This window comes from Kosakonia sacchari SP1 (assembly GCF_000300455.3).
Classification (GTDB): domain Bacteria; phylum Pseudomonadota; class Gammaproteobacteria; order Enterobacterales; family Enterobacteriaceae; genus Kosakonia; species Kosakonia sacchari.
Window position 1 is genome coordinate 3,750,953 of record NZ_CP007215.2, and the last position, 22,565, is coordinate 3,773,517.

Here is a 22,565-nt window from a genome sequence, read left to right on the forward strand (position 1 = left end):
CCGGGAGAGGGAAAGCATCAAATAAGCCCAAGAGGCCAGTGATGACCAATCAGATAGAGCAGCCCGGCGGCGATGATCCCGGCGACGATATCATCGACCATGATCCCCATACCGCCGTGCACGTTGCGATCAAACCAACGGATCGGCCACGGCTTCCACATATCCAGAATACGGAACAACACAAACCCCACGGCGACCCACTGCCAGTCCGTGGTTGGCAGCGCCATCAGCGTTATCCACATGCCGATGAACTCATCCCAGACAATACTGCCGTGATCGTGCACGCCCATGTCTTTTGCCGTCTGGTGGCAGAGGTAAACGCCAAGCGAGATCCCAAGCATCACCAGCAGCGAGTAGAGCTGCCAGGGCAAAAAGGTCATTGCCCACCAGAAGGGAATCGACGCCAGCGAGCCCATTGTTCCCGGCACGATAGGGCTTAAACCGCTACCAAAGCCAGTAGCCAGCAAATGCCAGGGGTTGCGTAAATTAAGGCGGCTTTTCGCCACATCTTTAGTGCGCGGCAAAGTGGTCATATCCTTTCCAGTCAAGCGTCACGGCTTTGCCGTCGCGGGTGAAATGTAGCCCTTCAATATCCGCACTGATCTGCCCGATACAGGTAAAAGGCGCGCCCAACTGACCAATCGCGACATCCAGCGCGCCGCGGTTCAGCTCCGGCACGGTAAAGCACAATTCGTAATCTTCCCCGCCGGCAAGCGCCCAGCGCAGTGCCTGATCCGGCATGACATGGCGGCGGACGGCGTTGGAAAATGGCAACGCATCCAGATCGATACGCGCGCCGCAGCCGCTGGCTTTCAACACATGCGCCAGGTCAGAAATCAGACCATCGGAGAGATCAATCGCCGAACTTGCGAGATTACGCAGCGCCTGCCCCTGCAATACGCGCGGTGTTGGGCGCAGGTGGCGCTGGAGCAAATACTGCGCATCAGCGCTATCGTTAACGGCTAAACGCTGTTGCAAAATCGCCAGCCCGGCAGCACTGTCACCCGGCGTACCGGTGACGTAAATCCAGTCACCTGGCTTCGCGCCTGAACGTTTCATTGCCCGCCCAACCGGCACATAACCATGAATGCCAATCGTCATCGACAGCGGGCCACGCGTAGTGTCGCCGCCAATCAGTTGCATATCGTAGTAATTGAGCTGCTCGAACAGGCTGTCGCTAAACGCTTGCAGCCACGCTTCATCCGCTTCGGGCAGCGTCAGGGCCAGCGTTAACCACGCCGGATCGGCACCCATCGCCGCCAAATCGCTGAGATTCGATGCCATCGCTTTATACGCCAGATCGGCCGGATCGATATCCGGCAGAAAATGGTTGCCCGCCACCAGCGTATCGACGCTTATCGCCAGCGTCTGTTTTTCGGCAACATTGAGTAGTGCGCAGTCGTCGCCGATGCCAGTTTCTACATCGCGACGGGAATTTCGTACGCGGTCAAAATAACGGGCAATCAGGGAAAATTCGCCGCATGCCATACGTTATGCCTCTGTAGAAAAAAGAAAAAGCCGGAACCGACGCGCAACGTGCAGCGCCAGTTTCCGGCTTGCGGATCACTTTTTGTGGGGGCGGATCGCAGGTGCGGCTTTATCCAGCACGCCGTTAACAAACTTGTGGCTGTCTTCAGCGCCGAAGGTTTTTGCCAGTTCGATAGCCTCGTTGATCGCCACTTTGTACGGCACATCATCACGTTTGGACAGTTCGAACAGCGCGATACGCAATACCGCTTTCTCAACCTGGCCCAGCTCTTCGAGCAAACGGGACAGGTACGGCTTCATTAAGCCATCGAGATATGCGCTATTAGTCGCCACCCCGGTCAACAGTTCACGGAAGTACAGGACGTCAACATCTTTAACGTCTTGCTCTGCCAGGAACTGGTACTCAACATCAGAGATGTCGTTCTGGGACAACTGCCAGGAGTAGAGCGCCTGGACGGCACACTCACGGGCGCGGCGACGAGCAGCAGGTTTCACGGAATTCCCCTTACAAAAATCAGGCCTTGATGGCTTTCAATACATTAATCATTTCAAGCGCGGTCAGTGCGGCTTCCGCACCTTTATTACCGGCTTTGGTGCCAGCGCGTTCGATGGCTTGTTCAATACTCTCAGTGGTCAGCACACCGAAAGCTACCGGGATCTCGCTTTCCTGGGCAACATGCGCCAGACCATTGCTTGCACCGCCGGCAACATATTCGAAGTGCGCGGTGCCGCCGCGGATTACGGTGCCAAGTGCAATCACCGCGTCATATTTACCGGTTTTCGCCAACGCACCTGCCGCCAGCGGCAGTTCGTAAGCGCCAGGCACCCACACAACGGTGATGTTGTTATCTTTCACCTGACCGATGCGTTTCAGCGCATCAATCGCGCCTTCCAGCAGGCTGTCGTTGATGAAGTTGTTGAAACGCGCAATGGTGATGGCGACGCGAGCGTCCGGAGCAGCAACGTTGGCTTCAATAATGTTCATACACTTCCTTCACAGGTTCAGTTCGGACCCCGCAGGGGGGCGGATTTTAGCATAATATTTTACGCGCTGCTTCCCTTTTACAGCAGGCATCACGCATGAGTGAGATGCAGGCAGACATCGGGGCCAACCTGACGTATCTCATTGAATTTAAAGTGTGGTGCCTCCGCAAGGGCGGATAACCCCGGCAGCACACACAGACCGCGCGCATCGCTGCCTAACAGTGTAGGTGCCAGATAGACAATCAGCTCATCCACCAGACCGGCCTGCAACAATGCTCCGGCAAGGTGTGCGCCCGCTTCGACCCACACACTGTTGATCTGCTGTTTGCCGAGCAGCATCATCAGCGTGACCAGATCGGCGTGGCCATTATGTTCCGGTACGATAATTTCACGCACGTTTTCAGGCCACTGGCGCTCATCGGCGCGCGTACGAGCAAACCAGGTTTCTCCCGGCAGGCCGACTAACTGATGCTGCGGTGTCACCCGGTTCTGGCTGTCGACAACAATGCGTACCGGTTGACGCAAATTTTCCTGCGGGTAAAGCGCCTGAGTATCGGCATTTAACTCTGCCCAGCGCACAGTCAGCGCCGGATCGTCCGCCAGCACCGTTTCACTGCTGGTCAGGATCGCGTGGCTCTGCGCGCGTAGCTGCTGTACGTCACGTCGCGCCTGCGGTGAGGTGATCCACTGGCTTTCGCCGCTGGCCATCGCGGTACGTCCATCAAGCGACGCGCCGAGCTTAAGTTGCACGTAAGGAAACCCGGTGCGCATACGTTTGAGGAAGCCTTTATTCAACGCTTCGGCTTCACTCATCATTAACCCGTGACTGACTTCAATACCTTCCTGCTGCAAGCGATACAAACCGCGCCCGGCAACCTGTGGGTTAGGATCCTGCATTGCGGCAACCACGCGCGCAACGCCAGCATTAATCAGCGCTTCACAGCATGGCGGAGTACGCCCGTGATGGCTGCACGGTTCGAGCGTGACATATGCTGTTGCACCGCGGGCCCGTTCGCCCGCCATGCGCAACGCATGCACTTCCGCGTGCGGTTCGCCAGCGCGGTAATGAAAACCTTCGCCGACAATTTCGCCATCGTTGACAATGACGCAGCCGACACGCGGGTTCGGGTGAGTGGTAAAACGCCCGCGCTGCGCCAGTTTCAGCGCTCGCGCCATGTACATTTCGTCGTGCATGATTAGTCCTGTAGACGTGCGATCTCTTCGCCAAATTCGCGAATATCTTCAAAGCTACGGTAGACAGAGGCAAAGCGGACATAGGCCACTTTATCGAGCTTTTTCAGCTGCTCCATCACCAAATTGCCAATCATCTTACTCGGCACTTCCCGTTCACCGGTTGCGCGAAGTTGCGATTTAATGTGATTCAGCGCCATTTCAACGTCATCCGCGCTCACAGGGCGCTTTTCGAGCGCTTTTAACATGCCACGACGCAGCTTCTCTTCATTGAACGGTTCACGCACATCATTGCTTTTCACAACGCGCGGCATCACAAGCTCCGCCACTTCAAAGGTGGTGAAACGCTCATTACAGACCAGGCACTGCCGGCGACGGCGAACGGATGAACCTTCACCCACCAGGCGAGAATCGATAACTTTGGTATCCACGGCGAAACAGAATGGGCAATGCATACGGCGTCCTGACGTTAGAGTTAACTGAAATCTATTTTACCCTGAACTGGCATGACAACAAAGGCAGACCGTTTTTGAGACAATGGATCGATGGCAACGAGGCCGTTGCGATCTACCATTACAGAGAAGATCCTATCCAAGGAAACAGACACAATGACAAGACGTTACCTAAGAACCCTGTTACTGGGAAGCCTTTTTGCCCTCAGTGCCTGCGCCCAGCAAAGCGAAGTTCGCCAGCTTCATCAAAGTGTCAGCACGCTCAATAATGAAATGAGCAAGCTTAATAAAGAGACGGTGAAAATCACCCAGCAGAACACGCTGAATGCCAAATCCGGTAGCGGCGTTTACCTACTGCCAGGCGCCAATACGCCCGCCCGCTTGAATAGCCAAATCGGTATGCTGCGTATGTCGTTGCAAAATATCGCGCCGAATGCGGCGGGAACCCGGGTCGTGTTGCGAATCCAGGGCGAATCCAACGATCCGTTACCGGCTTTTAGCGGCACCGTTGAATGGGGCCAGATTCAGGGCACCACCGAGAACTACCAGGAAGTGAACGTACAAAACCAGCTGATTAACGCACCGGCCAGCACACTGGCGCCGAGCGACGTTGATATTCCGCTGCAACTTAACGGCATCACGCCAGAGCAGTTAGGCTTTGTCCGCATTCACGATATCCAGCCCGCCAATTTGCAATAACCTCAGGGGCGACGCTGTCGCCCTTTCTTACTCTCTGTCATGTGTTTTCTTCTTTTTTGTCATCTGTTCATCACATTCACCAATTTGCAATATCGATAAATGCCAGTACAATCGCCGTCGTTTATTGCACGCAAACGTGAACGCAATCGATTACGCGTGTGTCAATAATGTGAAACAACACATATTTTTGTGAACGCGGATACTTATAATAGGCGCGCAGAAATATGAAACATTTAGAAACTCCATGCGTGCTTTCTTTCACTCCCGTCTGGGATCTCAATCAGTGGCGTAATGATGAAAAAAACAATTCTCGCAGCCGGTGCTGCTCTGGCGCTTTCCGCTTCTTTTACTGCTAACGCAGCGGATAACAGCAAACCTGAATACGTTTCCGACTGGTGGCACCAGAGCGTAAACGTGGTGGGGAGTTATCACACCCGTTTCGGACCTGTTCCGCGTAACGATACTTATCTGGAATATGAAGCGTTCGCCAAGAAAGATTGGTTTGATTTCTACGGCTACCTGGATGCGCCAGTCTTCTTCGGTGGTAACACCGGTGCGAAGGGGATCTGGAACCACGGTTCGCCGCTGTTTATGGAAATCGAGCCACGTTTCTCTATTGATAAACTGACCGGAACCGATCTGAGTTTTGGTCCGTTCAAAGAGTGGTACTTCGCTAACAACTACATCTACGACATGGGTCGCAACGAATCTGGTCGTCAGAGCACCTGGTACATGGGTCTGGGTACCGACATCGACACCGGCTTGCCGATGAGCCTCTCCCTGAACGTCTATGCGAAATATCAGTGGCAGAACTACGGTGCCGAAAACCAAAACGAATGGGACGGCTACCGCTTCAAAGTGAAATACTTTGTGCCAATCACCAGCCTGTGGGGCGGCCAACTGAGCTACATCGGCTTTACCAACTTTGACTGGGGTTCAAAACTGGGCGACAGCCGCTACTATGTTAACGGCGAGCAGTTCCGCACCAACAACTCGATTGCTTCCAGCCATATTCTTTCGCTGGGCTACGATCACTGGCACTACTCTGTGGTAGCCCGTTATTGGCACAATGGCGGTCAGTTCAAAGATGATGCAGCCATGGGCGATAGCTATGTGCGTTCTACCGGTTGGGGTGGTTACCTGGTTGTTGGTTACAACTTCTAATCCCACTGCATTGCATAAGAGCCGACCCGATGGTCGGCTTTTTTATTGCCAGCGCGCTTTCTGCAGGTTAACGAAATCCTGCATCGATCTGTCCGCGCGTTCCGTAAATGTCTTGCCGGTAAAAGCGACCGATGTGCAGCGATCGAGACGAAAACAACGATAGTCATCGCGTAACGTACACCACGACACCAATACCCACACACTTCCCATAAACGACAGCCCTAACGGATGGATCACCCGCTCCGAGGCTTTTCCTTTGTCGTCTTCATAATGCAGATGCAACTCCTGATGCAGCCGCATCGCCTGGTGCATCACATCAAACCAGACGCGTACCTGCGGGTATTTATCAAAATTGGGTGAAACGATGCGGTTGCGTTCAGCCGTAATGCGTTTGTCGTAAGGCAGTACCGCCAACAGTTTTTCCTGCGCCGAACCGGCAGCCTGTGCCAGCGTATCGCCGCTCCAGGTTTGCAACATGCCGATAGCGGCAATTAGTGCTTCAACCTCAAGACCGGTAAACATTAACGGCGGCAAATCGAAACCGGGCAGTAAACGGTAACCGCTGCCCGCCTCGCCCTGAATCGGTACGCCGGAAAGTGACAAATCGCGAATGTCGCGATAGATGGTGCGTTCAGAAACCTCCAGCCGCTCGGCCAGTAGCGCCGCCGTCACGCGACGTCGGGCACGCAGAACCTGAACTATCTGAAACAATCGATCAGCACGACGGCTCATAACTTATCCGGATGAAGAAAAGCCCGCGCATCAGCACGGGCATCAGTGGTTCAGGCGGGTTGATGCAATCCAACCCGGTTACCCTCACTGTCAATAATCAGGGCAATAGTACCAATGCCCTGCGGCAATACTTCCGGGCCAAAACAACATTCACCGCTCTTTTCACGCACGCGTTCCAGCGCAGCCGCAAGGTTTGCCGTCGCCAGGTAGACCACTGTACCACCGCTTACCGGCTGGAACATTGGTCCTTTTACCAGCGCACCGCCGGTCGCAGGTTTTACATGCGGAAATACCGCCATTTCGATACCAGCTACAGTCTCATGGCGAAACTGACTACCTAATACATGCTCATAAAACGCGACTGCACGATCCAGTTGCTGTACCGGCAATTCAAACCAATTCACTAATGTGTTCATGCTCTGTTCCTCTGCGTTAAAAAAATCAACACAGCGAGTCTGCCAGAGGACTCCTGACAGCATATTGTCAGTAGGGATCGTCTTACTATTTTCCGTCCCGTCGCGATAATTATCCGAAAAACATAATTAACTAAAGCATTAATGAGCAGGCTATGTATTCAAAGCGAAATGATATCTATAAACTCCGCCCCCTGCCGTAATGGGGTAGCCGATACAAACAGGAATTACACGCTAAGGAACAGGGAACGATGTGGGCAGTTGAAATGCAGGCCGTCAGTAAAAGTTATTTATTAGGACAGGTTCGTGTTGACGCATTAAAAGAGGTGACGCTCAACATTGCAGCAAAACGGTTTACCGTATTATCCGGTCAGTCCGGCAGTGGCAAAACGACACTACTGAACTTAATCGGCGGTATTGATACTCCCGATAGTGGCCGTCTGGTGATCGCAGATCGCGAAATGAACAGCCTCAATGACGACCAGTGCAGCGCTTTTCGCGCCCGTAACCTTGGATTTATCTTCCAGAATTTCAATCTTATCCCGGTGCTGACCGCGCGCGAAAACGTGGAAATTCCGCTTCTCGCTCAGCGTCGAACGGCGGCCTGGCGCAAGCAGGCGGTCAACGACATGCTTGAGAGCGTCGGACTTGGCGATAAAGCCGATTCGTTGCCGAACCAGCTCTCTGGTGGCCAGCGTCAGCGCGTCGCTATCGCCCGCGCGCTCATTCACCGCCCAACGCTGGTGGTGGCCGACGAACCCACGGCGAACCTCGACAGCAAAACAGGCAAATCCATTTTACAGCTGTTACGGCGTTTACAGCGGGAGCATGCCGTTACGGTGGTGTTCTCTTCCCACGATCCGCAGGTGATTGCCGAGGCCGATGATTTGTATGTCGTCCACGACGGCAGTGTGAACGGCCCGGGCGATCGCTAAGGAGAGAACATGCTGAAACTAAAAACGCTCAAACACGCGCTGCGCAACCTGCTGCGCAACCGTCGGCGGACCTTATCAACACTCTGTGCAATCGTGGTGGGTGCCGTCGGTATTCTGCTGTTTGGCGGTTATAACCACTCCATCAAATACAGTTTGCAAACGACATTTGTGCGCAGCACCGGTCACCTGCAAATCCAGCATCGGGATTATTTATTGCACGGTACGGGAAACCCGGCGCAATACAGCATCCGCAATTACCAGAAAGTGATGGACATCATCGCACGCGATCCGGTACTGCAACCGATGCTAACCGTCAGCACGCCGGTGCTGACGCTGACAGGCATCGCCGGGCATTACGCGATCGGGACATCACGTCCGGCGCTTATTTACGGCAGTGACGCGGCAGGAAAAATTCAACTGAATAAATGGGACGAATACCACCTCGGTGATTTCCTGCAAAACCGCCAGATATACTCTGGTGCCGCAGCGGATTCGGCATTTATTGGCGGCGGCCTGGCGCGTTTGCTGCAATTGTGCAACCTCGCAAAAAACCAGCCTTGCAGTGCTCCGCCAGCCAAAGAGAACCACGCCGCCGATCTCCCGGCCGATCTTCTGCAACTGTCGCAGCAAGCGCGGCAGGCGCACGCTACAGACAACGACAATTACATTGAACTGCTGGCGGCTTCCGGTAACGGCGCACCAAATATTGTGCGCGTTAAAGTGGAAGGCATTCAGCCGCAACCCGCTCGCGAGCTGGATGATAGCTTTGTTGGCATCCATCTGCACCAGGCGCAACAACTGCTGTTTGGTCAGGAGACGCCGGGCGTGACGGCTATCATTCTGCAACTGCACAGCACCTCGCAACTGGCGGCGGCGCGAGCGCGTCTCCAGCAGCTTTTTACCAGTGAACTCGCGGATTCTCCGCTGACAGTATATGACTTCACCGAGCTGCAGCCGTTGTATAAACAGGTACTGAAAATGTTCGACAACATGCTCAATTTCATGCTGGTTCTCATCCTCGCCATCGCGCTATTCACCGTCAGTAACACCATGGGAATGGCGGTAATGGAGCGCACAGTGGAGATTGGCACGCTGCGTGCTGTCGGGCAGAAACGGCGTGATATCCAGCGCTTGTTTCTCAGCGAAGGCTCGCTACTGGGGGTGTTCGGCTCGATTATCGGGGTAATCGTCTCTTTATTGCTGGCGTATCTGATCAATCACGCCGGGCTTACCTGGCAGCCTCCCGGCGTGACAGTGCCAATCAGGATCCATATCAGCGTGTGGGGAGAGTGGGCAATGATGAGCAGTGTGGTCGGTGTGTTGTTGCTGATAACCGTGATCTCATCATGGTGGCCTGCACGTCGCGCGGCGAATGTCTCTATCGTCGAGGCGCTGCGCCATATCTGATCCTGCCCTTCATCTATCAACAAGGAAGAACGTAATGCAATTGCAAAACAAACCACTGGCACCCTTGTGCCTGGTGTGGCTCTTGTTAGCCGCGATGCCAGCAAGCGCCGCACTTGAAGCGCAACAAATCCTGAAAAAAAGCGACGAGGTGCGTAACCCGGATCGCTCCTTTAGCCTGGTCACAACGCTTATCAGTTATAAAAACGGCAAGCAGAACGACACCAGCAAACTGGTACTTTACTCGCGCGCATCGCCGAATGGCGGTCAATTCCGCAGCCTGCTGCGCTTTATCAGTCCGCAGCGCGATGCGGGTAAGTTGACCCTGAAAAGCGGCCGCGATCTGTGGCTTTATGACCCGGCAAGCCAGGCGAGCGTGCCAATCTCCCCGCAACAGCGTCTGTTGGGACAAGCCTCTAACGGCGATGTCGTAACGGCAAACTGGGCCGAAGATTACAAGGCAAGCTTGGTGGCGGAAGAGCAGATCCAGGACGGCGAAAAACAAATGCGCGACTGCTACCACTTGCATTTAGTCGCCACCAATCCGGACGCGCCCTACCCTTCGATGGATCTTTGGGTCGACAAAAACGATTTCAAAAGCCGTAAAGCGGAGTTTTACGCCGTTAATGGCAACCTGCTGAAAACGACCTGGTATCGTCGCTACGAACCTGCGCTTGGCGGTGTGCGTCCCACCGAGGCGGTGATCATTGATGGCGTCAACGCCCAGCTTGTTACCGTTCTGCGCCAGCAGAATTTTGCCTGGCGAGATGTCCCGGAAGCGTGGCTACAGCGCGATTATCTGGCGCACTTTAAGGATACGGATCAATGAAGGCTACGCGCGCGCGCTTAAGCTGGCTCATCGCACTCGGCGCGCTGTGCAACGCTTCTGCCAGCGAACAGCAGGATAGCACCCTGGCGGCGCTTGAACTGGCGGATAAGACCGAGTTTACCGCTGTGGAAAATAAGGCGCTAAGTGGACTACTCGAAATAGCCAGCAGCCTGAACGAAAACAGCGCCAAAGAGCAACGCACGTCGCTGGATATGCGCTGGGACAAAACCCTGTTACGCAACTGGCGGGCTGTACTTTCGAACCGCTTCGATAGCCGCTTCTCTCACCATCTGAGCCAAAATCGTAATATCAATACCTTGCGTGAAGCCTGGCTTAGCTATGCGCTGACGTCTCAGGCCTCCGTCGATGTCGGGCGCGTTAACACCCGTTATGGTGTTGCGCTGGGCTACAACCCTACCGACTTTCTTGGTCGCGGTACTGTGCGTTCAGCCATATCGGCCGATCCGGAGTCCCTGCGCAGTAACCGCCTGGGCAATGCCATGATCCGTTTGCAAAAATTTTGGGACAACGCGGCGGCAACGGTGATCTGGTCGCCAAAAATCAGTGCCAGCCATCGGCAGAACAGCGCCAGCCTTGACTGGAATGCCAGCAATCCCCGAGAACGCGTCTTACTGGCGGGAAGCTATCGCTTTGCCGAAAACCTTAATCCTCAGTTATTGCTGCTACAGGAAGAACACCGATCACCTCAGTTGGGCGTCAACCTTTCGCGGGTGCTGTCGCGCTCCGCGCTGGTCTATGCGGAATGGGCGGGAGGACGCCAGCCCTTCAACTGGCAGGAAGCGCTACCCGAAAGCCAGTGGGATACGGCGTGGCGTAACCGTGCAGCCGTTGGTTTAACCTGGACTGGCGAGAACCATTTAACCCTGCGTCTTGAGGGGCACTATAACGGCAGTGCCGACAGCCAAAAGGCCATCTCCGCACTTCGTACCGCGCCCCCTTATATTGCCGCGCAGATTGCCGCTTCTCCCGCAGACAGCACCGCGCAGCAAGCGCAAGACGGGCTGACGCCACGGCGTGGTGCGCTATTGCAGGCGTACTGGAAAGACATCGCCGACCAGTATGACTTCAACCTGATTTGGCAGCGGGATTTGCAGCGCCAGAAAAATATGGGATTTGTCGAGCTAAGGCGTCACCTGAATTCGGTGGATATCGCCCTTCAGTGGCAAAAAATCTATCGCCCTGAGGTGAAAAAGACCTATAGCGTGCAGCCAGACAGGCGCTGGCAACTCTCTGTGGATTACTATTTTTAAACTGCGTGATATTGCCGGGCATCATCAATCTCCTCCCCGCAATAGCAGTGCGAATAACCTGACTCCCGCTCCCAACAGGCGTTGAAGGGAAATTCATCCGCTTCAGGAATATAACGCGCAGTTTTGAAATGGACCCAGGCATTTTATCTATCAAACCTTACAAACCGGGCTTAAATATCATGGTCATTTTTCTTACTGGTCAGATAGAAAACAGGAATAGAACATCGTATCTTCTCTATCCCGCTTACATTCCTCAGGCAGGTTTAGGAGGTTAATCTATGTCCATTAATATTTTAATTGTGGATGAGCATGCCATTATACGTCGGGGAATGACCTCGATGATTAACTCACTAAAAAACAGCAATCTTAATACTGATAAACTTGATATTGATGTTATCGGTGATACCAATGAGCAAACAGAGCTTCTTGATATTCTCGCCAGTAAAAAAGTGGATCTTCTCTTTCTGGGGTATGGCCTGCATACCATTAAAACGGGTAACCCTGTGTCGGAACTGGATGGCGTTGCACTGGTAAAATGGATATCAAGCCGTTACCCCACGACAAAAACCATCGTGTTATCACCTTATAACAATACGAATCTTATTCGTATTGCGCTGGAGGCGGGTGCCAAAGGCTATATAAGCCGTAACACCAGCGAACGCACGCTCTGGCGGGCCATTACTACCGTGCTGATGGACGAAGTCTATATTGAACGAGGGTTAATGGATTCACTTTTCCGCCGCGATGCGCTGACGCCGCAGGAATTATCAACGCGCGAAAGTGAGGTTTTACGCTTATTATGCCGTGGACTTTCGTTAACAACGATTTCCAAACGCATGAACATCAGTATTAAAACTGTCAGCGCACATAAACTCCGTGCCATGGGAAAACTCAATGTGCGAACGGATTGCCAGCTTTATTGTTTATTATTTCAGACGCGGATGTTTGATATCGCAATGTAAATTTCTGCATCGCATTTAATCTATTAGCCGGTAAATAAAAAGGCCTCTGTATTTTTCCAACACAGGCCTTTATGTATAACTTAAAAATTATCAACAGTTATTTAATCCATTTATTGATAACTTCCTGGCTGCAAGGCTTGAACAAACAACCATCCATTCCTGCCGCGATGCATTGTTCAACAACCTCGGCTTGCGCAATGGCGGTGAACCCCAACAGCGTTGCACGCGTCTCTCGGGAACGCAGCTCTTCCGCGCGTATCAGCTTTGCCAGCGTGAAACCATCCATCACCGGCATGTTGCAATCGATCAGAATGTAATCGTAATTGCGGGTCATCAGCCAAAGGGTTAGCGCTTCTTCTCCATTCGTTGCTTCGCTAACCTGATGACCAAGAAATTCAAGTTGATGACGTAACAACATAAGGTTCGGCGGATAATCATCAACTATGAGCACCCGTTTTACGCCGGAAGATGAGCGCCTTGCTGGCACAGCCGACACATGCTCAGCAGAATTTACCGCTACAGCAGGCAGGCGCAAACGCACATGCACAGCGGTACCTTCGCCAGGGGTGCTTTCCAGCGTTAATTCCCCTTTCATCAGTTCGCACAGGGTACGGCAGATAAACAGCCCCAGCCCTGAGCCGAGCCGCGAGGCGTCTTTATCGGAACCCAACTGGGTGAAGGGTTTAAAAAGCCTTTTTTGGTCTTCGGGCGTAATGCCGATACCGGTATCTTTTACGGTCAGCGAAACCGCAATCATCCCCTCAACAGCCGGTTCATGTTTTAGAATGACGTCTATTGAACCTTCGCGAGTAAATTTAACCGCATTACTTAACAGGTTCGAAAGGATCTGTTTATAACGATGAGGGTCAATTTTTAGCAGACATCGATCGCCACCTTCTACGTGCATATTAATTGTTAGCTGTTTTTGATCGGTCGCCTCTTTGAATAACAGCGCCACCGAGCGTGTCAACGCAATCAGTTCCTCTTTTCGCGGCGCGATTGCCATACGGCCCGATTCAATCCGTGAAATATCCAGAATATCCCCCACAACAGCGAGTAAATTTTTTGCGGCATCGTGCGCAACTTCCAACATTGGCTGTGGCTGTTGCGCCAGCACATTCTGTTTGATTTGCAGTTCCAGAATGCCAAGAATCGCGTTTAACGGTGTGCGAATTTCATGGCTCATCACCGAGAGAAAATTCGTCTTCGCCCGATTTGCCGCTACGGCTTCATCCCTCGCTTCATTCAATTGCTGAATGAATTCCTGCCGCTCCGTCATGTCTATCCAGCCACTTAAAACACCATTGTTTCGGCCATCGCTCCCGTGAAAAGGAATGATCCAGTAAAAAACAGTGCGTGATTGGGCTGAGTGGTTAAACGTCAGCAACCTGTCACGCATGTGCGGGACACCTGTGGTAATCACCCGCTGATAGTCGCGGTGAAACTCACGGATCATGAAATCCGGCAGAGGCAAAACGTCGACGGTTTTCCCATACACCTCTTCACGTGTGACGCTCATCTCTTCCAGATAGCGGCTATTACAACTGACAAGCTCCCCGCGCAGATTACGCACCGCGACCGGCCAGGGGACGGAAAACATCATATTGCTCATGCAGGCGAGTTGCTCTTTAAGTCGCTGTTGCATACGTATACGCTGGTTGACCTGGCGTCTGAGCGAAATGATCCATACCATCGAGATGATAACAATCACCGACATCACCAGACTAATGACCTTGATATGACGGCGCCCGCCCTGCCAAAACACGCTCTTTTGCGCAGCAACTCCATTATTCACCGGAAACGTATTCACGGCTGCAGATCCGATCGGATGGATGACTTGCTTTTCTGCTGCTCCGCTGCCGGAAATATCGGCCGTATAAAAAGCGATATTTGTCGGACGGGCATTTACTGCGAGGCAGCAAATAAAGAGAAGCGATAATAAAAAAACGCACCATTTAATACGGTGGAAAATCAAAGAAGACATTCGCTTTTCCCGTTGGCAATTGCTGGTCGATGCAATATGTAAAACCTATCAATAATTCGACGCGAGCATCCTCACAGTCAATTAACCAAATAATAAAACCAGTTGGTTATAATCTTTAAACATGAGTGAAATAAAACGCTGACGCATTTTAGAAATATTTTCTTGATTTATCGTTCCCTCATCAATCAACTTCGGCAATCGTTCCATCACGATGCAGTAGCGTATCGCCCGGCGCATTCCCAAAAGATACCAGGAAGATTTCATTCGGTGGGCAAGATTCGCGATCTGAAGGAGTGTTCCTGCGTGCGCGATGATGTCGAGTTGTTGAATATCGGCCGCTAACGCCTGTAATAGCTTCGGGAGCATGGCATCAATTATTGGCTGCTGATGATTCGCCAGCAGATGTAATTCACGCAGCACCGGTTGTGCTATATCCCTCGACTGAAAAGAGTAGCGTAAACGCTCTGCAGATAAAGGAAGAGACAAAATATGGTCGAATCCCTTCAGACGTAGCATTGATTCTGTTTCTGGCTGTTTATTGTCTATGCAGGCCAGTAATAACGAAGGTAATGTTAATTCTCCCGCCAACTCCGCAGCGAGAAGCTTCTCAACTAAATCAACACCTGAATGTGCACTCTCACTCAAATCGACCAATAGCGCATGCCATGTGTGAAGGGAAAGCACATTCTGCGCATCGCTTATATTCACAGTGGCGATGTTTACATCACTGCAAAAGCGCAACTGTTGGGCGAGCGCGCGCTGCTGCTCAGCACTGCACGTCGCAAGTAATGTCTGCATTCCATGCATAACTAACTCCATGTCGTTAACTTGTTAATCCAATTTGCTGCAGGTATTGATAGAGCTCGTATTCGGAGGTGACACCCAGTTTGCGCATGGCACTTTTTTTCTGTGCGCTGACGGTTTGTTTCGTCCTGCTAAGCCGGGTACTGATATCGTTCACCGTCATGCCGCGCAATAACAGGCGTAACACTTCATTCTCTTTTGGCGTCAACTTCACCTCAAGTTGCGCGGAATCGTCTTCTTGCGGCGTATTCGTTCTCGGGGAAATAGCAGGCGAGGTGAGCGCTTGCAATGTCTGTAACAGCTTTGTCGACAAGCTGGCCTTATTTAATACCGTGTGCACTCCGAGACGGAGTAATGAATGCTGAATACCGGGGTTATTGATCATAGAAACCACAATAATCAGCAAATCTGGCCAACGTCTTTTTAATAATTGAATGAGCGCCAGACCATCATTGTATCGCTCTCCGGGCATGCTGAGATCGGTTATCAGAATATCGGCTGCGTGCTGCTCCAGCTTTGCCACGACTTCATCGGTGGTCATGGCTTCATCAATGATGAGGTATTGTGCGGAAAGTGGTGCGAGCAACGTTCGCATCCCCATCAAATAAATAGGGTGATCATCAGCAATCAACACTTTTTTCGGTTTCAACACGCTTATAAATCTCTGGTCACAACCATATCATTACGAGTTCTCGCACTTTAACAAAAAAAAATGGCAATGCAGAATGAATATTTAATAAAGGAAAGAGGCTCGCATTTCATAAAAATAAAAAATCGAAATTAATATCCTTAATAAATAAACATGCGTTTATTATAAATAGAAAAAATACTACAGGTAAAAAAACCACCTGCTTAGCAGGTGGCATTGATTTCGCTCCACAGGGGCGTACTAAAAGCCCTACAATTAGTCTCTGCCTGTTCTGAACGATTTAAATCCAAAGACAATAAGACAAAGACAAAACCTCTTACTGACCACCTCCATAGGAGGTGGTGTTCATGCAGAGATAAAAAAAACCGCAGCACGTGGCTGCGGTTTGTTCTGTGCAACGAATGGTTACGGCAGAATAGACGGCTGGTCCGCCCCTTCTTTTTCCACTTTCTGCTGCAGTAAATGCTCGCGCTTCATCCCCATTTTCAGCGCCAGAGCAGACGCGACATAGATAGACGAAGCCGTACCGATGGAAACACCGATAAGCATGGTCAGCGAGAAGCCCTTCAGCATCGCGCCACCAAAGAGATAAAGCATCAAAATCACGACTAACGTCGTACCGGACGTGATCAACGTACGGTGCAATGTTTGCGTCAGAGAGATGTTAAAGATCTCGTATGGCGTGCCGCGGCGGATCTTGCGGAAGTTCTCACGAATACGGTCAGATACCACGATGCTGTCGTTAAGCGAGTAACCGATTACCGACATCAGCGATGCCACGATGGTCAGGTCAATCTCAATCTGGAACAGCGAGAGTACGCCCATCGTGATAATGACGTCGTGCGCCAGTGCGATAACCACACCAGCGGCCAAACGCCACTCGAAGCGGAAACCGACATAAACCAGAATACTGATCAACGCAACCAGCAGCGCCATTCCCCCCGTCTGCGCCAGATCAGCACCCACGCTCGGACCGACAAACTCAATACGTTTCACGGCTGCATTTTGGCTGGTCGCTTCGTTAATCACGCTAACGACTTTACTTCCCAGCACCTGGCCACCGGTTTCGCCCTGAGCAGGCGGCATACGTACCATGATGTCGCGGCTGCTACCGAAGTTTTGCAACAGCGGCTCCTGGAAGCCCGCTTTCTCCAGCGCGTCACGCATCAAATCCATATCCGCTGGTTTTTCCAGCGAGATTTCGATGACCGTACCACCGGTAAAATCCAGGCCCCAGTTAAAGCCGCGAACGCCCATCACAGCGATGGAGAGTATCAGCAGCGCGCCGGAAATGATAAAAGCCCAGTTGTCCCAGCGCATAAAGTCCCAGACTTTACGGCCGTGGTTCAATTGTTCAACAGTATAATCCTGTGCCACAACGCACTCCTCAGATAGACAGCTTGTTAATGCGTTTGCCGCCGTACAACAGGTTGACGATGGCACGGGTGCCGACAATGGCGGTGAACATAGAGGTCGCCACACCGATACCGGTAGTGATCGCAAACCCTTTAATTGAACCAGTACCTACTGCGTAAAGAATAAGTACTTTGATCAACGTGGTAACGTTCGCATCGAAAATGGACGAAAACGCGCCCTGATAACCTTCGTGAATCGCCTGCTGCACTGAACGGCCATTGCTAAGCTCTTCTTTAATACGTTCGTTTATCAGAACGTTGGCGTCCACCGCTACCGCGAGGGTAAGCACGATCCCGGCAATCCCCGGCATTGTCAGCGTTGCGCCAGGCAACAACGACATAATGCCGACAATTAACACCAGGTTGGCAATCAGTGCAGACGTGGCGATCAGACCAAACTTCTTATAGAAGAAGATCATGAAGATGATAGAAACCACCAGACCTGCCAGGCACGCTTCCAGACCCTGCGTGATGTTCTGCGAACCAAGCGTCGGGCCGATGGTACGTTCTTCTACAATCTGAATCGGCGCAATCAGCGCACCAGCACGCAGCAGCAGAGAAAGCTGACGCGCTTCGGTCGGGTTGCTGATACCGGTAATACGGAAGCTGTTGCCGAGGCGAGACTGGATGTTAGCGATGTTAATCACCTCTTCCTGTTTCACCAGCACCGCACGTCCGTTGGCATCTTTTTTACCGCTGTCTTTGTACTCCACAAACAAGGTCGCCATCGGCTTACCGATATTGTCCTTGGTGAAGTTAGACATGATGTTGCCACCCGCACTATCCAGTGAAATGTTCACCTGCGGTTGGTTGTACTCATCCTGGCTGGAAGTGGAATCGGTGATATGGTCACCGGTCAGGATCACGCGTTTGTACAGCACAACGGGCTGACCTTCGCGTGTCTGTTTCACTTCGGAGTCACCCGGTACGCGGCCAGCAGCGGCGGCGGAAGCATCCACACTGCTGTTAACGAGGCGGAATTCCAGCGTCGCGGTAGCGCCCAGAATCTCCTTCGCACGTGCTGTATCCTGAATACCCGGCAGCTCAACCACGATGCGGTCAGCACCCTGGCGCTGTACCAGCGGCTCAGCCACGCCCAGTTGGTTTACACGGTTACGCAGGATATTAATGTTCTGCTGAACAGCATATTCGCGGGCTTCGCTCAGACGCGCATCGCTCATCACGGCGCGCAGTACATTGTCGCCCTGGTTGGAGATAACGAGATCGCGGTGGCGGGCTGTCAGGTAAGCATTCGCCTGATCGCGCGCCGCGCTGTCGCGGAACTGAATGCTCAGGCCATAGTTATCTTCCTTACGCACGGTGGTGTAAGGAATGCCTTTGTCGCGCAGATCGCTGCGCAGGCTGTCCATGTTCTGTTCCTGCAGTTTACTGAGCGCCGTTTGCATATCCACTTCCATCAGGAAGTGCACACCGCCGCGCAGATCGAGACCGAGTTTCATCGGTTCGGCTTTAATGGCGGTCAACCAGCGTGGTGTTGCCGGAGCAAGGTTAAGCGCGACAACGTACTGATCGCCTAACGCGCTAACCAGCACTTCGCGGGCGCGCAGCTGCGTATCAGTAGAATCGAAGCGAGCAAGAATCGCGCCCTCTTCCAGTGCCACAGACTTCGCGTTGATTTTTTCTTTTTGTAGATCGTTCTGGACCTGGATCAGCGTTTGCTCACTGGCGGCGACGCCGCGCGCGCCAGTGATCTGAACAGCCGGATCCTCACCATACAGGTTGGGAAGTGCGTAAAGCAGGCCGACGATAATGACGACGACCAGCATAATGTACTTCCACAAAGGATAACGGTTTAACACGGCAGTTCCCTTTGGGAAAACAATAGATTACAGCGCCTTCATCGTGCCTTTCGGCAGAACGGCAGCTACGAAGTCACGTTTGATTACCACTTCGGTGGTGTCGTTCAGTGCGATAGCAATGTAGCCAGTCTCTGCTACTTTGGTCACGCGGCCAATCAGACCACCGTTGGTCAGCACTTCATCACCTTTGGCGATGGAGTCCATCAGCTTTTTATGCTCTTTCGTGCGTTTTTGCTGCGGGCGCAGGATCATGAAGTAAAAAATCAGACCGAACACCACCAGCATCGGAATCAACGTCCACTGGCTTTGGGCTGCCGGTGCGCCTGCTGCTGCTACCGCATCAGAAATAAAAAAGCTCATTCAAATTCCCTCATTATTAAATTAATCAACGTTCAAAGGTGGTACAGACCGCCCCTGACGCTGGTAAAAATCCGCGACGAAGCTCTCTAATTTACCCTCTTCGATAGCCTTGCGTAAACCAGCCATTAAACGCTGATAATACCGCAGGTTATGAATAGTATTGAGACGCGCGCCCAATATTTCGTTGCAACGGTCGAGATGATGCAAGTAAGCAAGAGAATAATTGCGACAGGTATAGCAATCACACTCGCCATCAAGCGGGCCGGTATCGCTTTTATATTTCGCGTTACGGATTTTCACCACGCCATTGGTCACAAACAAGTGACCGTTACGGGCGTTGCGCGTCGGCATCACGCAGTCAAACATATCAATGCCGCGTCGCACGCCTTCAACCAGATCTTCTGGTTTACCGACGCCCATCAGGTATCGTGGTTTGTCTGCGGGGATTTGCGGGCAGACATGCTCCAGAATACGGTGCATATCTTCTTTCGGTTCGCCCACAGCCAGACCGCCGACAGCGTAGCCATCAAAGCCAATCTCTACCAGACCTTTGACCGAGATATCGCGTAAATCTTCGTAAACGCTGCCCTGAATAATACCGAACAGCGCGTTTTTGTTACCCAGCCCATCAAAACGCTCACGGCTGCGTTTCGCCCAGCGCAGAGACATCTCCATGGAGCGCTTTGCGTAATCCCAGTCCGCCGGATACGGCGTACATTCGTCGAAGATCATCACGATATCGGAACCGAGATCATACTGAATCTCCATCGATTTTTCAGGATCGAGGAAAATAGGATCGCCGTTGATCGGATTACGGAAGTGCACGCCCGCTTCGGTGATCTTGCGGATGTCACCAAGGCTGAACACCTGGAAACCGCCGGAATCGGTAAGGATTGGGCCTTTCCACTGCATAAAGTCGTGCAGATCGCCGTGCAGCTTCATGATCTCCTGACCCGGACGCAGCCACAGGTGGAAAGTGTTGCCGAGGATAATCTGCGCGCCAGTGGCTTCAACTTCTTCCGGCGTCATCCCTTTTACGGTGCCGTAAGTACCCACAGGCATAAACGCTGGCGTTTCAACCACGCCGCGATCAAACACCAGACGACCGCGGCGGGCGCGTCCGTCAGTGGTATCCAGTTCAAATTTCATTTCTTCTCCAGCCAGAAAGACAGTCTGACGTTTAAAACCAGCGCCGCAGACCTATTCCCCGACGCGTTCAAAAATGGCTTGCGGATTGTACGTGATAAACATCGCATCCCCGTAACTAAAAAAGCGATATTTCTCTGCAACTGCGGCGCGGTACGCATTCATGATGTGTTGGTACCCGGCGAAGGCAGAAACCAGCATGATCAGCGTCGATTCGGGCAAGTGGAAGTTAGTGACCAGCGCATCAATCACCCGGTACTGATAACCCGGATAAATGAAAATCTGCGTATCGCCGAAAAACGGCTCGATCAGATCTTTTTTTGCTGCCTGCGCGGCGCTTTCCAGCGAACGCACGGACGTGGTTCCCACGGCAACGACCCGGTTGCCACGCGCTTTTGCCGCCAGCACCGCGTCAACAACCTCCTGCGGCACTTCGGCATATTCAGAATGCATAATGTGATCTTCGATGCTATCTACGCGCACCGGCTGGAAAGTTCCCGCCCCCACATGCAGCGTCACAAACGCCATTTCGATGCCTTTATTACGCAAACGCTCAAGCAAAGGCTCATCAAAATGCAGCCCTGCCGTCGGTGCGGCAACCGCGCCAGGCTTCTGGCTGTACACGGTCTGGTAGAGTTCACGGTCCGCCTCTTCATCAGGGCGGTCAATATAGGGCGGCAGCGGCATATGGCCGATAGCATTGAGGATATCCAGCACCGGACGTTCATCGTGAAACTCAACTTCGAACAGCGCGTCGTGGCGCGCCACCATCGTCGCCTGGATATCTTCCGCGTCACCCAGCAGCAGTTCCGCGCCCGGCTTTGGCGCTTTGGAAGCGCGAATATGTGCCAGAATACGTTTATCGTCGAGCATGCGTTCGACCAGCATTTCAATCTTGCCGCCGCTGGCTTTACGGCCGAACAGGCGCGCCGGAATTACGCGGGTATTATTGAACACCAGCAGATCGCCGGGGTTGAGCTTGTCGAGCAAATCGGTGAAAGTACCGTGCGTCAGCGCGCCTGTTGGGCCATCCAGCGACAGTAAGCGGCAACTGCTGCGCTCAGGCTGCGGGTAATGGGCAATCAGGGATTCGGGCAATTCAAAGGAAAAATCGGTAACGCGCATGACACTAACTCGATACATATTTAAGAGGCGGGTAGTCTAGTGCCCACGCCCCTTCGCTGCAACCGTTAGCCGCTTTTGGACAAACAATAAGCATGAATTTTTTAGCACACCTGCACTTAGCCCATCTTGCCGACAGTTCCCTGCCCGGCAACCTGCTGGCGGATTTTGTTCGCGGCAACCCGCAAGACCTCTACCCGGTGGAGATCGTTGACGGGATCCAGATGCATCGCCGTATCGACGTCATGACTGACAACCTGCCGGAAGTCAAAACCGCCCGCGAGTGGTTCCGCCCAGAAACCCGGCGGGTCGCGCCGATCACGCTGGATGTGATGTGGGATCATTTTCTCTCCCGCCACTGGGCGCAAATCTCGCCGGATTTCCCGCTGGATGATTTTGTTCGCTACGCCCGTGCGCAGGTGTCGACAATCCTGCCCGACTCTCCGCCGCGATTTGTTAATTTGAACAATTACCTTTGGTCAGAGCGCTGGCTGGAGCGCTACCGCGAGATGGCCTTTATCCAGAATGTGCTTAACGGCATGGCGAACCGTCGCCCGCGTCTGGATGCACTGCGCGACTCCTGGCAGGATCTCGACGCCAACTACGCCGCGCTGGAGTCACAATTCTGGGAATTCTATCCGCGCATGATGGCGCAGGCTAAAGATCAGCAGCTTTAACTCTTGCACTGCGTGTGCATTACGCTATTTTGGAAAGCGTCATTACAAAAACAATCGATAGACA

The 22,565-nt window shown here is 52.6% G+C and carries 24 protein-coding genes; 8 read left to right on the forward strand and 16 right to left on the reverse strand.

Annotated elements, in window-relative coordinates:
- Nucleotides 1–17: 17 nt before the first annotated feature.
- The 6 genes from pgpA to nrdR all read right to left on the reverse strand — a co-directional run bounded on the left by pgpA (nucleotide 18) and on the right by nrdR (nucleotide 4,118).
- Nucleotides 18–533 (reverse strand): phosphatidylglycerophosphatase A, encoded by a 516-nt coding sequence (pgpA, locus tag C813_RS40790; RefSeq protein WP_017458865.1) that lies wholly within the window; start codon nucleotides 531–533, stop codon nucleotides 18–20.
- Nucleotides 511–1,488 carry a thiamine-phosphate kinase gene (gene thiL, locus C813_RS40795; RefSeq protein ID WP_017458864.1) on the reverse strand — a complete coding sequence of 326 codons (978 nt, stop codon included), beginning with the start codon at nucleotides 1,486–1,488 and terminating at the stop codon, nucleotides 511–513. Before thiL ends, pgpA begins: the two co-directional genes overlap by 23 nt.
- 75 nt (nucleotides 1,489–1,563) lie before the next feature.
- Complete coding sequence (gene nusB, locus C813_RS40800) at nucleotides 1,564–1,983, reverse strand: transcription antitermination factor NusB (protein ID WP_017458863.1); 420 nt, start codon at nucleotides 1,981–1,983, stop codon at nucleotides 1,564–1,566.
- A 19-nt stretch (nucleotides 1,984–2,002) separates the two neighbouring features.
- Nucleotides 2,003–2,473 carry a 6,7-dimethyl-8-ribityllumazine synthase gene (gene ribH, locus C813_RS40805; RefSeq protein WP_017458862.1) on the reverse strand — a complete coding sequence of 157 codons (471 nt, stop codon included), beginning with the start codon at nucleotides 2,471–2,473 and terminating at the stop codon, nucleotides 2,003–2,005.
- 89 nt (nucleotides 2,474–2,562) lie between these two features.
- Nucleotides 2,563–3,666, reverse strand: a complete 1,104-nt coding sequence (gene ribD / locus C813_RS40810; protein WP_017458861.1) for a bifunctional diaminohydroxyphosphoribosylaminopyrimidine deaminase/5-amino-6-(5-phosphoribosylamino)uracil reductase RibD — start codon at nucleotides 3,664–3,666, stop codon at nucleotides 2,563–2,565.
- Between the two features lie 2 nt (nucleotides 3,667–3,668).
- The gene (nrdR, locus tag C813_RS40815) at nucleotides 3,669–4,118 is read right to left on the reverse strand and encodes a transcriptional regulator NrdR (RefSeq protein WP_017458860.1); all 450 of its coding nucleotides are present in this window, start codon (nucleotides 4,116–4,118) and stop codon (nucleotides 3,669–3,671) included.
- Nucleotides 4,119–4,271: 153 nt separating this feature from the next.
- Here nrdR and C813_RS40820 point away from each other — a divergent pair, with 153 nt between their 5' ends.
- Complete coding sequence (locus C813_RS40820; protein ID WP_017458859.1) at nucleotides 4,272–4,814, forward strand: SadB/YajI family lipoprotein; 543 nt, start codon at nucleotides 4,272–4,274, stop codon at nucleotides 4,812–4,814.
- 294 nt (nucleotides 4,815–5,108) lie between these two features.
- Nucleotides 5,109–5,978: a nucleoside-specific channel-forming protein Tsx gene (locus C813_RS40825; RefSeq protein WP_017458858.1), complete on the forward strand. Its 870-nt coding sequence runs from the start codon at nucleotides 5,109–5,111 to the stop codon at nucleotides 5,976–5,978.
- 42 nt (nucleotides 5,979–6,020) lie between these two features.
- Here C813_RS40825 and C813_RS40830 read toward each other — a convergent pair whose 3' ends face one another.
- Both C813_RS40830 and C813_RS40835 read right to left on the reverse strand, forming a co-directional pair.
- Complete coding sequence (locus tag C813_RS40830) at nucleotides 6,021–6,710, reverse strand: helix-turn-helix transcriptional regulator (protein WP_017458857.1); 690 nt, start codon at nucleotides 6,708–6,710, stop codon at nucleotides 6,021–6,023.
- A 50-nt stretch (nucleotides 6,711–6,760) separates the two neighbouring features.
- The gene (locus C813_RS40835) at nucleotides 6,761–7,126 is read right to left on the reverse strand and encodes a VOC family protein (protein ID WP_017458856.1); all 366 of its coding nucleotides are present in this window, start codon (nucleotides 7,124–7,126) and stop codon (nucleotides 6,761–6,763) included.
- Between the two features lie 248 nt (nucleotides 7,127–7,374).
- Between C813_RS40835 and C813_RS40840 the strand changes: the two genes are divergently transcribed.
- From C813_RS40840 to C813_RS40860, 5 genes are all read left to right on the forward strand, one after another.
- Nucleotides 7,375–8,058: an ABC transporter ATP-binding protein gene (locus C813_RS40840; RefSeq protein ID WP_017458855.1), complete on the forward strand. Its 684-nt coding sequence runs from the start codon at nucleotides 7,375–7,377 to the stop codon at nucleotides 8,056–8,058.
- A 9-nt stretch (nucleotides 8,059–8,067) separates the two neighbouring features.
- Complete coding sequence (locus C813_RS40845; protein WP_017458854.1) at nucleotides 8,068–9,465, forward strand: ABC transporter permease; 1,398 nt, start codon at nucleotides 8,068–8,070, stop codon at nucleotides 9,463–9,465.
- 34 nt (nucleotides 9,466–9,499) lie between these two features.
- The gene (locus C813_RS40850; RefSeq protein WP_017458853.1) at nucleotides 9,500–10,291 is read left to right on the forward strand and encodes an outer membrane lipoprotein-sorting protein; all 792 of its coding nucleotides are present in this window, start codon (nucleotides 9,500–9,502) and stop codon (nucleotides 10,289–10,291) included.
- The gene (locus C813_RS40855) at nucleotides 10,288–11,562 is read left to right on the forward strand and encodes a hypothetical protein (RefSeq protein ID WP_017458852.1); all 1,275 of its coding nucleotides are present in this window, start codon (nucleotides 10,288–10,290) and stop codon (nucleotides 11,560–11,562) included. Before C813_RS40850 ends, C813_RS40855 begins: the two co-directional genes overlap by 4 nt.
- A gap of 278 nt (nucleotides 11,563–11,840) precedes the next feature.
- Nucleotides 11,841–12,524: a LuxR C-terminal-related transcriptional regulator gene (locus C813_RS40860; protein ID WP_017458851.1), complete on the forward strand. Its 684-nt coding sequence runs from the start codon at nucleotides 11,841–11,843 to the stop codon at nucleotides 12,522–12,524.
- Between the two features lie 97 nt (nucleotides 12,525–12,621).
- Here C813_RS40860 and C813_RS40865 read toward each other — a convergent pair whose 3' ends face one another.
- From C813_RS40865 to queA, 8 genes are all read right to left on the reverse strand, one after another.
- Complete coding sequence (locus C813_RS40865; protein ID WP_017458850.1) at nucleotides 12,622–14,508, reverse strand: ATP-binding protein; 1,887 nt, start codon at nucleotides 14,506–14,508, stop codon at nucleotides 12,622–12,624.
- An 81-nt stretch (nucleotides 14,509–14,589) separates the two neighbouring features.
- Entirely contained in the window at nucleotides 14,590–15,315 is a 726-nt protein-coding gene (locus tag C813_RS40870) for a hypothetical protein (RefSeq protein WP_017458849.1), read from the reverse strand.
- 16 nt (nucleotides 15,316–15,331) lie between these two features.
- Nucleotides 15,332–15,964: a response regulator gene (locus C813_RS40875; protein WP_017458848.1), complete on the reverse strand. Its 633-nt coding sequence runs from the start codon at nucleotides 15,962–15,964 to the stop codon at nucleotides 15,332–15,334.
- A 402-nt stretch (nucleotides 15,965–16,366) separates the two neighbouring features.
- Nucleotides 16,367–17,338, reverse strand: a complete 972-nt coding sequence (secF, locus tag C813_RS40880; protein WP_017458847.1) for a protein translocase subunit SecF — start codon at nucleotides 17,336–17,338, stop codon at nucleotides 16,367–16,369.
- 10 nt (nucleotides 17,339–17,348) lie between these two features.
- Nucleotides 17,349–19,196 (reverse strand): protein translocase subunit SecD, encoded by a 1,848-nt coding sequence (secD, locus tag C813_RS40885; protein ID WP_017458846.1) that lies wholly within the window; start codon nucleotides 19,194–19,196, stop codon nucleotides 17,349–17,351.
- A gap of 27 nt (nucleotides 19,197–19,223) precedes the next feature.
- Nucleotides 19,224–19,556: a preprotein translocase subunit YajC gene (gene yajC, locus C813_RS40890; protein WP_017458845.1), complete on the reverse strand. Its 333-nt coding sequence runs from the start codon at nucleotides 19,554–19,556 to the stop codon at nucleotides 19,224–19,226.
- A 21-nt stretch (nucleotides 19,557–19,577) separates the two neighbouring features.
- Nucleotides 19,578–20,705 (reverse strand): tRNA guanosine(34) transglycosylase Tgt, encoded by a 1,128-nt coding sequence (tgt, locus tag C813_RS40895; protein WP_017458844.1) that lies wholly within the window; start codon nucleotides 20,703–20,705, stop codon nucleotides 19,578–19,580.
- A gap of 51 nt (nucleotides 20,706–20,756) precedes the next feature.
- Complete coding sequence (gene queA / locus C813_RS40900; RefSeq protein ID WP_017458843.1) at nucleotides 20,757–21,827, reverse strand: tRNA preQ1(34) S-adenosylmethionine ribosyltransferase-isomerase QueA; 1,071 nt, start codon at nucleotides 21,825–21,827, stop codon at nucleotides 20,757–20,759.
- A 92-nt stretch (nucleotides 21,828–21,919) separates the two neighbouring features.
- On the opposite strand from queA, the gene acpH reads away from it, so the two are divergent.
- Nucleotides 21,920–22,501 (forward strand): ACP phosphodiesterase, encoded by a 582-nt coding sequence (gene acpH / locus C813_RS40905; protein ID WP_017458842.1) that lies wholly within the window; start codon nucleotides 21,920–21,922, stop codon nucleotides 22,499–22,501.
- Nucleotides 22,502–22,565: the final 64 nt, after the last annotated feature.